Source organism: Bradyrhizobium sp. (genome assembly GCF_030693485.1).
Taxonomy (GTDB): domain Bacteria; phylum Pseudomonadota; class Alphaproteobacteria; order Rhizobiales; family Xanthobacteraceae; genus Bradyrhizobium.
In genome coordinates this window covers 1-9,532 of record NZ_JAUYAN010000081.1, presented here as the reverse complement: position 1 = coordinate 9,532, position 9,532 = coordinate 1, and the positions used below count along the sequence as shown (strand labels likewise).

The window sequence follows — 9,532 nt, the reverse complement described above, 5'->3', positions numbered from 1 at the left end:
GCGCGCGCTAGTAGCACCGCATGATGTTGACGGTCCGCTCGGTGTTGTTGCGGCCGGGAACGGTGACGGTCTCCGCGTTGCAACTCTGCACATAGGGCCGGTCGGAAGGTGCGACCATCGGCGGAAAGCGATGCGGCCAGTCCCAGGGAACGTCCTGGGTGTAGGTGTAACGGATGTCACCCCTGATCGACTGGTTCACTTCAGCCGCGGCGGGTTGTTCGCCATAGGTCGGTCCGTAATGATAACCTCCGGTAGCCGGCCAGAACGCCCCCGGATGACCTCGCCGGTGATGCCCGATGCCCGGCGGACGGGGCATCGCATGCGCCGAAGCCGCTCCTGAACGGGGTGTCGCCTGCGCCGAGCGGGCGAAACTGTCGTTCGCCGCAAGTATCAGCACTGCGACGCTGAGGGGGGCGATCAACGCCCCATAGATCCGATACGCCATGGCACGCACCCATTGTTGGTTACCGAGCAGGCCCCCCAATGCAGGCTAGGACGGACCGCTCGCGTCCACAAATATATAATTAACTATTGGTTAAGGCGTAATACTAACAAGGGCGAACCAATCCCGTTGCCGGCCCTCGAAATCACGCGGGCTACTGTGCCACCGCCCGCAGCTTCGGCGCCTTGCCCTTGCCGAAACTGGCTGCCGACTTTCCGGTCAACGCCGCCAGCACCAGCGCCACCATATGGGCGAGCCTTTCGTCCCGCGCTTCCGGCTTGAGCAGGTCGCGGCCGAAGATGACGCTCAACGTGGCGCTGTTCGACAAATAGAAAAAGCAAAGTCCCGCGATCGAGATATAAAGCTGCACCGGATCGACCGCAACGACGAAGTCGCCGCTCTCGACGCCGCGCCTCACCACGGTGCGGATCATCTCGACGAAGGGCGAGTGCATCGATTTGACTTTTGTCGATCGCTTCAGATGGCGCGCCTTGGCGAGGTTTTCGGTGTTGAGGAGCGCGAGGAATTCCGGGTTGCGGATGAAGTAATTCCAGGTGAATTCGATCAGCCGCTCGATTGCGTCAGGCGGATCGAGGTGTTCGAGATCGAGCCCGCGCTCCTCGGCCCGGATCTGCTGATAGGCGCCTTCGAGCACCGCGAGGTAGAGATCGTCTTTCTTGCCGACATGGTAGTACAACATGCGCTTGTTGGCCCCGGCCTTGGCTGCGATCCGGTCGACCCGCGCGCCGGCCAGGCCATGGGCGGCAAATTCCTGCTTGGCGGCCTCGAGGATGCGAATTCGCATCCCCTCGGGATCGCGCTGCCATTTCAGTGGTTGCTTTGCCTTGGCCAAGGTGGATGCCCGGTGAGAGTGCAAATGTGGATGTAGCATGCGAAGCGGGGATTGAGAATGAAGGCGTCATTCCGGGGCGATGCGAAGCATCGAACCCGGAATCCTAGGATTCCCCGGTACGCAATTGCGCACCTGAGGTCTGGTGCTTCGCACCATCCCGGAATAACGAAGTATCGATTGCTTCGTCGCCTGCGGCTCCTCGCAATGACGAAGATCAACCGCCCGCCGTCCGCTCCACCAGCAGCGTGGGGATGCCGCAGGTGCCGCTGCGCACGGTGAGCACCCGGGTGCCCGGCTTGCGGCCGGTGCGCACCTCGGAGACCTCGACGCCGGCGGCGGCGAGCCGGGCCCGCGTCGCATCGGCGTCGGCGACGCGCCAGCTCAGGCCCCACAGCCGGTCGCGCGCGGCATCGAGGTCCTTGCCGGGCCGGTGCACGATCTCAACGACGAGGTCGCCGCAGCGGAAGAACATCAGCCTGCCCCAGTCCGGATGCGAACGGTCGAACCGCATGTCGAGCCCGAGCCGCGCGCCATACAGCGCGGCCGCCCCTTCGGGATCGCCGGTCGCGACCACGACATGGTCCATCGCGGTGATCGAGGCTGCCTCGGTGCGCACCGACAGCGGGCGCTCCCTGGGCAGTTCAAGGAAGAACAGCCGGACGCCGCGCGTGGCGTCGGTCGCAGCACGGGTTCGCTTCCATGACAAAGTGGCGCCGGTCTCGGCATCCAGGCTGTCGGCCTCCGCGACCGGCTCGGGCTTGAGCGACAGCCGCTCCAGCCGGCGATGCATCCTGCCAATATCGATGGTTCGGTAGCACAGGCTGGCGAGCCCCTCGCCCTGCTGCGCGATCACGCTGCGGATCCGGTCCGCGATGGCGCCCTCGCCGGCGGGCGCCATCAGCTCCAGCGTCATGTTGTCGAGCGTGAACAGCACCCGCTCGGCGCCATCGCCGCTGCTGCGCCCCGCCGGTGTCCGCGCGAACAGCGTCTGGTAGGAAGCGGCGGCGGCGGCGAGGTCGCTGACGAGAACGACGACGTGGTCGAGCCCGCTGATCATGGAAAAAGCCCGCGGGTGTTCTTGGCGGCACGGACTTTTTCGACGCCGATCGCCATGGCGGCGGTGCGGTGCGAAATATTGTCGGCCCTGGAGCGCGCCACCATGGTCTCGAAGGCACGGTCGAGGATATGATATTCGCGCCGCGTGACTTCCTCTTCTTCCCAGAACAGTTGCTGAAGATCCTGCACCCATTCGAAATAACTGACCACGACTCCGCCGGAATTGCACAGGATGTCCGGAATGACGAAGACCTCGTCCCGTCGTTTTTCCAGCACCAGGTCGGCGTCCGGCGTGGTCGGCCCGTTGGCGCCTTCCGCCAGCACCCGGCATTCCAGGTTTTCCGCGACCTTGGCGTCGATCACGCGCTCCATCGCCGCCGGCACGAGCACGTCGCAGGGCAGCGTCAGAATTTGCGCGGGGTCGAATTGCAGTTGGCTGGAAAAACCGGCGATGCTGCCGTGCTCGCTCGCGTGCCGCATCAGCGCCGGGATATCGAGCCCGGCGGGGTCGTGCAGCGCGCCGGTGTGGTCGCTGACCGCGATCACCTTGAGGCCGAATTGCTGCAGCTCCAGCGCCACATGGGAGCCGACATTGCCGAAGCCCTGGATCACGGCGGTGGCGCCATTCAGGCTGATCGACAATTCGTTCAACACCCGCTTGGCGAGATGCGCGACGCCGCGCCCGGTGGCTTCGCGCCGTCCCAGCGTGCCGCCGGAGGCCACCGGCTTGCCGGTGACGATCTCGGTCACGGTGCGGCCCTGATACATCGAATAGGTGTCCATGAACCAGGCCATCACCTGCTCGTTGGTGCCCATGTCGGGCGCCATCACGTCGGTATGCGGCCCGACGAACGGAATCATCTCCTGCATGTAGCGGCGCGACAGCGACTCCAGTTCGCGCTTTGAAATGGTGGAGAGATCGACCCGGACGCCGCCCTTGGCGCCGCCATAGGGTAGCCCTACCAGCGCGCATTTCCAGCTCATCCAGATCGCCAGCGCCGCCACCTCGCCGATATCGACCGAGGGGGCAAACCTGGTGCCGCCCTTGGTCGGACCGAGCGTGAGGTGGTGCTGTACCCGGTAGCCTTCGAACACCGCGATCGAGCCGTCGTCGCGATGGATCGGACAGGAGACGATCACTGCCCGCTTCGGCAGCAGCAGGCGGTCGCGCTCGTCCATCGGGATCGACAAATGATTGGCGATCACCCCGAACTGGTTGACCGCCATCTCGAACACCGGACCGGAATAGACGGTCATCGTTCCCTCCCCTTTTGTCCTGCTGGCAGGAACCCGGAGCGGCACAGGCCGTTAGCCCGGCTCCACGCTGACGACACTTCCGCACGGTCGTAGTCCCGCCCTGCGGTTATCTCAAGCGATTAAGGTGGCAGGCCTGCGAATAATTTCAGCGAATAATCCACCATGGACGGTGCTAATGTATCTCTGCCGGCCGGGACCACCCCTCAGCCACGACGGACAGATTTATGCAGGCGCTCTTCATCGGACAGACCTATATCGACGTCACCTTCATCACCGACCACATGCCGACCGGCGACGAGAAGCATGTTGCTTCCGCCTACGCGGTCTCGTTCGGCGGCAACGCAGTCACCGCGGCATTCTGCTGCGCCAAGCTCGGCATCGTGCCCGACCTGATCACCACCGTCGCCAATGACTGGCTGGGACGCATGTTCCAGGACATGAGCGTGAAGTATGGAATCTCGATCCATCCGCGCAAGGTCAACTCCTCGTCGCTGTCCTTCATCATGCCGAAGGACGGCAAGCGGGCGATCGTGCGCTGCCGCGACGACGAGCATATTCACCCCTTCCCGCTGCTGAACCTCGGCGGCTGCCGCGCGCTGCATGTCGACGGCCACCAGCCGGACGCCGCGATCCACTACGCCAGACTGTGCCGCGAGGCCGGCATCCTGACCTCGCTCGACGGCGGCGGCCTGCGCACCAACACCCATCAACTCCTGGAATTCATCGACGTCGCCATCGTCGCCGAGCGGCTGTGCGAGCAGATGGACATGACGCCGGAGAAGATGCTGGACTATCTCAAGAGCCGCGGCTGCCGGGTCGGCGGCGTCACCCTGGGTGAAAAAGGCCTGCTCTGGTACGACGAGACGGGCGCCGTTCACACCCTTCCCGCGCTGCCGATCGCGCCTGAGCGCGTGATCGATACCAACGGCGCCGGCGACGTTTTTCACGGCGCATATGTCCATTCCTATCTCGCCAATCCCGGCAAGGGCTGGAAGGATCATTTCGAGTTTGCTCGCGCCGCATCGACCTACAAGATCCAGCGCCTCGGCAACGAAGCCGGATTGCCGACCCTGGCCGACATCGAAACCGTCAAGCAGGAGTTTCAGGTCGGGCGCAAGAAGGAATTTTGGGACTAGGCAATTCCAGGAATAGACGATTCAGGAATAGACATGGGCCGCGTATTCGTAGCGGGCAGCATCAACATGGATGTGGTGGCGACGGCCGACCGGCATCCCCGCATCGGCGAAACCGTCGCTGGCACGGCGCTGCTCTACTTTCCCGGCGGCAAGGGCGCCAACCAGGCGATATCGGCCACAAGGCTCGGCGCGACGACGACGCTGATCGGTCGGCTCGGCAAGGATGCGTTCGGCGATCAGCTGAAGGCATTCCTCGGCGCACAGGGGGTAGACCTGAGTTTCGTGCAGGCGACCGCAGGCGCCGCTACCGGAACGGCCGTCATCACGTCCGCCAACGCCGACAACACCATCGTCGTCATTGCCGGCGCCAATGCGCTGGTGAGCGCGGCCGATGTCACTTCGCCTGTCCTCGCGAAGGGCGACATCGCGGTCAGCCAGTTCGAGATCCCGATGCCCGCGATCGCCGCCTTCTTCAAACGCGCCCGGGCCGCCGGCGCGACCACTATCCTCAATCCGGCGCCGGCGACCGAATGCGGCACCGCGTTGCTCGAGCTTGTCGACATCCTCATTCTCAATGAGACCGAACTCGGCTTTCTGACCAAGACCGAACTTCGCGATACCGACGATCTCGTCCGGTTCGTCGAAGCCGCGCGTTCGCTGCCGATCGGCCGGGGCAAGATCGTTTGCGTGACCCTGGGCAAGCGCGGCGTGCTGGCATTGATCGATGACGAACCGAGGATCGTTGCGGGCCGAGCGGTCAAGGCCGTCGATACCACGGGCGCCGGAGATTGTTTTGTCGGCGCGGTCGCAGCGCAGCTTGCCGGCGGCAACTCAATAAGCGACGCGCTGGAATACGCCAACGCCGCGGCCTCGATCTGCGTGCAACGAATGGGCGCGGCGCCGTCGATGCCGACGGCGGCGGAGGTGAAAGCGCTGATCTCCCGTTGAACTACTTCAACATCCCCATCGTGCGCGGCAGCCACAGCGTCAATTCGGGGATCAGCGTAATCGCGATCAACGACGCCATGAGCGGTATCAGCCAGGGCAGGATCGCCATGGTGGTGCGCTCGATCGACAGTTTCGCGATCCTGGACAGGACGAACAGCACCATGCCGAGTGGCGGATGCAAGAGTCCGATCATCAGATTGAGTGTCATCACCACGCCGAAATGAACCGGGTGGATGCCCACCTTGAGGATGATCGGCATCAGCACCGGCACCAGGATGCTGATCGAGGCGATCGGCTCCAGGAAGCAGCCGACAATCAGCAGCAGCACGTTGATCAGGAGCAGGATGATGTACTTGTTGTCGGTCAGTTGGAGCAGCGCCTCGGCGCCGGCTTCGGTCAGGCGCGTCGTCGTCAGCACCCAGCCGAACAAGGAGGCCGCGGCAACGATCAGCAGCACACCGGACGTGGTCTCGATGGTGTCCATCGTGACCTTGTAGAACTGCTTCAGCGACAGAGAACGGTACAGGACGATGCCGAGCATCAGCGCCCAGGTGCAGGCTGCGATGGCGGCTTCGGTCGGCGTGAACCAGCCGAAGGTCATGCCGCCGACGATGATGACCGGCGTCATCAATGCCGGCAGAGCCGCGATGAAGGTCCTGAACAGGACGTCCCAGCGAAACGCCTGATCGCGGCCCATGCCGTAACGCCGCGCGCAATAGCTGACATAGAGCATCATCATGAGTGTCATGAAAACGCCGGGGATGAAGCCGCCAAGAAACAGCGCACCGATCGAGACGTTGCCCATCATGCCGTAGATCACGAACGGCAGCGACGGCGGGATGATCGGACCGAGCGTGGCGGAGGCCGCGGTGACACCAACCGAAAATTCCGTGCTGTAGCCGTGGTCCTTCATCGCCTTGATTTCGATGGTGCCGAGACCGGCGGCATCGGCAATCGCGGTGCCGGACATGCCGGCGAAGATCACCGAGCCGAAGATATTGACGTGGGCCAGGCCGCCCTTCATCCAGCCGCAGGTCGCCACCGCGAAATCATAGATGCGGTTGGTGATCCCGGCGGAATTCATCAGATTGCCGGCGAGAATGAAGAACGGCACTGCCAGCAGCGGAAAGCTGTCGAGCCCGCCCGCCATCCGGTGCAGGATCACGAAATCGGGAATCCCGGCGATGAAGTGGGTGTAGAGCAGCGACGAGAACGCCAGCGCGATGAACACGGGAATTCCGGCCAGCAAGGTTGCAAAGAAAACGAAGATCAGGATCGGCATCGGTCAGCCCGGCTTTCAATCGGCGTGAACTTGATCGGTGACATCGGGCGCCCGCCGCCAGCCATCGCGCGCGTTGGCCCAGACCACCTGGATCTGGCGCGCCAGCATCATGAAGCAGCCGAGGCCGACGAGGCCGTAAACCAGGCTCATCGGCAGGTCGAACACCGTCATCGGCTGCGAATGCATGCGCTCGACGATGGTCACCGAGAAATACGCCAGCAGGCCCATGAAGCCGAGCGTGACAAAATCGACCAGCGCCAGCAAGGCGGCCCGAACCGGTCCCGGGCCCATCAGGTTCGACACCAGTTCGACGGCGATATGCGCCTTCTTGCGGGTCACCACCGCGCCGCCGATGAACGCCAGCGACATCAAGCCGTAGCGCGCAATCTCCTCGGTCCAGGCCAGGCTGTCGTTGAGGATGTAGCGGGTGAAGAATTGCAGAAAGACGATGAAGGCCAGCGCCCAGAACAGCACGAATGCGATCCAGTCCTCCGGATGATGCTCGATCACGACCGCTTCGTCCTCGACGACGATCAGGTGAACGTCGTCGGACGGCGCGGCGTTGGTGGATTTGGGCGGTGTGTTCATGGTGGAGGTCCGTTTGCACGATCTGCAACGTCGTCCCCGCAATTGCGCACGAGGAGCGGGGACCCATACTCCGCGGCGCCTGTGGCGACAAAAGGTGTCTGCCACCAACGTTAAACGAGAGGACACGGCGTATGGGTCCCGGCGTTCGCCGGGACGACTCGTTGAGAGTTCTTACTTGAGCGCCTGAAACTCATCGTATTGTGCTTGGCTCCAGCCGGCGCCGGCGGAGGCGTCGTTGTGCAGCGGGATCGCCGCCTTGCGGAAAGCTTCGCGATCGACCGTAACCACAGTCTTGCCGAGCTTGCGCAGCTCATCGGCGATCTTCTGTTCGGATTCCCGGATCTGATCCGACGATTTGGCCGCCGCCTGCACCAGCACCTCGTCGAACACCTTCTTGTCGGCGTCCGACAGCTTCGACCAGACGTGCGTGCCGGTGATGGTCAGCAGCGATTCGATGATGTGGCCGGTCAACATGACGTGGCTCTGCACCTCGTAGAACTTCTTGGCCATGATGGTCGGCAGCGGGTTCTCCTGGCCGTCGACGGTGCCCTGCTGCAGCGCCAGATACACTTCGGCGAAGGCGATCGGCGTGGCGTTGGCGCCGACCGATTTCGCCAGCATCAGATAGAGCGGCGCCGGCGGCACCCGCAGCTTCATGCCCTTCATGTCCTCGGGCTTCTTGATTTCCTTGTTGGCGGTGACCATGCGCTCGCCGTAATAGGTCAGCGCGACGATCTTGTGCTTGGTCTTGTCCTCGTAGCCCTTGGCGATGTCGCGGAACAGCTTGCCGTCGCGATAGGCCTTCCAGTGATTGAAGTCGCGCACCATGAACGGCGCGCCGGAGATCGCCAGCGGCTTGTGAATCGAGCCGGCGAACGAGGTGCCGGTGTAGATCATGTCCACGGTGCCGAGGCCGAGACCCTCGTTGATCTGGTTCTCGTTGCCGAGCTGGGAGGCCGGAAACACCGCGATTTCATACCGGCCGGAGGTGCGCTTCTTGATTTCCTCGGCAGCCCACAGCGCCTGGGTATGATAGGGCTCGGCGACTTCGTAGACATGCGCCCACTTCAGCTTGGTCTGGGCCGACGCCGGACCTGCGATGGCTGATGCGATGATGAATGCCGTCGACAATGCTGCATGGCGTGTCCACACGGACATGGTTCGCTCCCCTGAAATGATTGCCTGGGGCCTCATTGGCGGGCCCTCGTTCGACAACGTCGCCGATATGAAGTTCGGATGCAAGTGGTGGCAACGCCGACTTAGGTCAGGGCGGCCTTCAGATCGAAGCTCAAATCCGCCGCCTGTTCCGGTTCAATCGAACGGTTCAACGCCAGGATGCGGCGTCCGAACACGTGATCCGCCGCGCGGTTGATGGACTCGACGCCGACGAGCTTACCGGATTTATAGCAGAAGGCCGAGAACGACCGCTGCGCCGGGTCGCCTCGAACCACCACGCGATCGTAGCCGGTGGTCAGGCCGGCAATCTGCAGCTTGTCGTCGCCCTGGTCGCTCCAGAACCACGGCTGACCGTCATAGGTCCTGGCGTCGCCGGTCAGCCGCGCTGCCACGCAGCGCGCCTGATCGGTAGCGTTCTGCACCGACTCCAGCCGCAGCGAGGCGCCGAAGCGCGGGCTTGCGAACAGCGCACAGTCGCCGATCGCCGAGATGTCGGGATCCGACGTCAGCAGCTGCTCGTCGACGATGATGCCAGATCCCACCTTCAGGCCGGCTTCGCCGGCCAGTTCGACATTGGGCAGGACACCGACGCCGACCACGACCAGATCCGCCGGGATATGACGGCCGTCGCTGAGGCTGACCCCGGTGACGCGGCCGCCGTCGCCCTCAATGGCGGTCGCCTGCACGCCGAGATGGATGCGGATACCGGCCGCGGTGTGCCTTTGTTGAAAATACTCCGAGATTTCCGCGGTCACAGCGCGCGCCATGACGCGGGCGCCGAGTTCGATCACATC

Annotated in this window: 10 protein-coding genes; 2 read left to right on the top strand and 8 right to left on the bottom strand. The window is 63.7% G+C overall.

The window, feature by feature from the left end:
* Positions 1-7 precede the first annotated feature (7 nt).
* From Q8N40_RS06135 to Q8N40_RS06120, 4 genes are all read right to left on the bottom strand, one after another.
* Positions 8-445, bottom strand: a complete 438-nt coding sequence (locus tag Q8N40_RS06135) for a hypothetical protein (RefSeq protein ID WP_305318725.1) — start codon at positions 443-445, stop codon at positions 8-10.
* Between the two features lie 151 nt (positions 446-596).
* Positions 597-1,295, bottom strand: a complete 699-nt coding sequence (locus Q8N40_RS06130; protein WP_305711180.1) for a TetR/AcrR family transcriptional regulator — start codon at positions 1,293-1,295, stop codon at positions 597-599.
* 214 nt (positions 1,296-1,509) lie between these two features.
* Entirely contained in the window at positions 1,510-2,352 is an 843-nt protein-coding gene (locus Q8N40_RS06125) for a VOC family protein (protein ID WP_305711179.1), read from the bottom strand.
* The gene (locus tag Q8N40_RS06120; protein WP_305711178.1) at positions 2,349-3,608 is read right to left on the bottom strand and encodes a Glu/Leu/Phe/Val dehydrogenase; all 1,260 of its coding nucleotides are present in this window, start codon (positions 3,606-3,608) and stop codon (positions 2,349-2,351) included. The genes Q8N40_RS06125 and Q8N40_RS06120 overlap by 4 nt, the downstream gene beginning before the upstream one ends.
* A 224-nt stretch (positions 3,609-3,832) precedes the next feature.
* Here Q8N40_RS06120 and Q8N40_RS06115 point away from each other — a divergent pair, with 224 nt between their 5' ends.
* Together Q8N40_RS06115 and Q8N40_RS06110 are read left to right on the top strand one after the other, a co-directional pair.
* Positions 3,833-4,744, top strand: a complete 912-nt coding sequence (locus Q8N40_RS06115; RefSeq protein ID WP_305318721.1) for a sugar kinase — start codon at positions 3,833-3,835, stop codon at positions 4,742-4,744.
* Between the two features lie 33 nt (positions 4,745-4,777).
* Positions 4,778-5,692 carry a ribokinase gene (locus Q8N40_RS06110; protein WP_305711177.1) on the top strand — a complete coding sequence of 305 codons (915 nt, stop codon included), beginning with the start codon at positions 4,778-4,780 and terminating at the stop codon, positions 5,690-5,692.
* 1 nt (position 5,693) lies between these two features.
* Here Q8N40_RS06110 and Q8N40_RS06105 read toward each other — a convergent pair whose 3' ends face one another.
* The 4 genes from Q8N40_RS06105 to Q8N40_RS06090 all read right to left on the bottom strand — a co-directional run.
* Positions 5,694-6,974 carry a TRAP transporter large permease gene (locus tag Q8N40_RS06105; RefSeq protein WP_305711176.1) on the bottom strand — a complete coding sequence of 427 codons (1,281 nt, stop codon included), beginning with the start codon at positions 6,972-6,974 and terminating at the stop codon, positions 5,694-5,696.
* Positions 6,975-6,989: 15 nt separating this feature from the next.
* Positions 6,990-7,562, bottom strand: a complete 573-nt coding sequence (locus Q8N40_RS06100; RefSeq protein ID WP_305711175.1) for a TRAP transporter small permease — start codon at positions 7,560-7,562, stop codon at positions 6,990-6,992.
* Positions 7,563-7,733: 171 nt separating this feature from the next.
* Entirely contained in the window at positions 7,734-8,720 is a 987-nt protein-coding gene (locus Q8N40_RS06095) for a sialic acid TRAP transporter substrate-binding protein SiaP (RefSeq protein ID WP_305318478.1), read from the bottom strand.
* A 101-nt stretch (positions 8,721-8,821) separates the two neighbouring features.
* Positions 8,822-9,532, bottom strand: a 711-nt coding sequence (locus Q8N40_RS06090; protein ID WP_305711174.1) for an NAD(P)/FAD-dependent oxidoreductase, incomplete at its 5' end; no start/stop codon positions are given.

Bases quoted from the DNA above. Each gene is read 5' to 3' on its own strand.
- Q8N40_RS06135 (WP_305318725.1), bottom strand. From the start codon at position 445: ATGGCGTATCGGATCTATGGGGCGTTGATCGCCCCCCTCAGCGTCGCA.
- Q8N40_RS06120 (WP_305711178.1), bottom strand. From the start codon at position 3,608: ATGACCGTCTATTCCGGTCCGGTGTTCGAGATGGCGGTCAACCAGTTC.
- Q8N40_RS06100 (WP_305711175.1), bottom strand. From the start codon at position 7,562: ATGAACACACCGCCCAAATCCACCAACGCCGCGCCGTCCGACGACGTT.
- Q8N40_RS06110 (WP_305711177.1), top strand. From the start codon at position 4,778: ATGGGCCGCGTATTCGTAGCGGGCAGCATCAACATGGATGTGGTGGCG.
- Q8N40_RS06125 (WP_305711179.1), bottom strand. From the start codon at position 2,352: ATGATCAGCGGGCTCGACCACGTCGTCGTTCTCGTCAGCGACCTCGCC.
- Q8N40_RS06105 (WP_305711176.1), bottom strand. From the start codon at position 6,974: ATGCCGATCCTGATCTTCGTTTTCTTTGCAACCTTGCTGGCCGGAATT.
- Q8N40_RS06115 (WP_305318721.1), top strand. From the start codon at position 3,833: ATGCAGGCGCTCTTCATCGGACAGACCTATATCGACGTCACCTTCATC.
- Q8N40_RS06095 (WP_305318478.1), bottom strand. From the start codon at position 8,720: ATGTCCGTGTGGACACGCCATGCAGCATTGTCGACGGCATTCATCATC.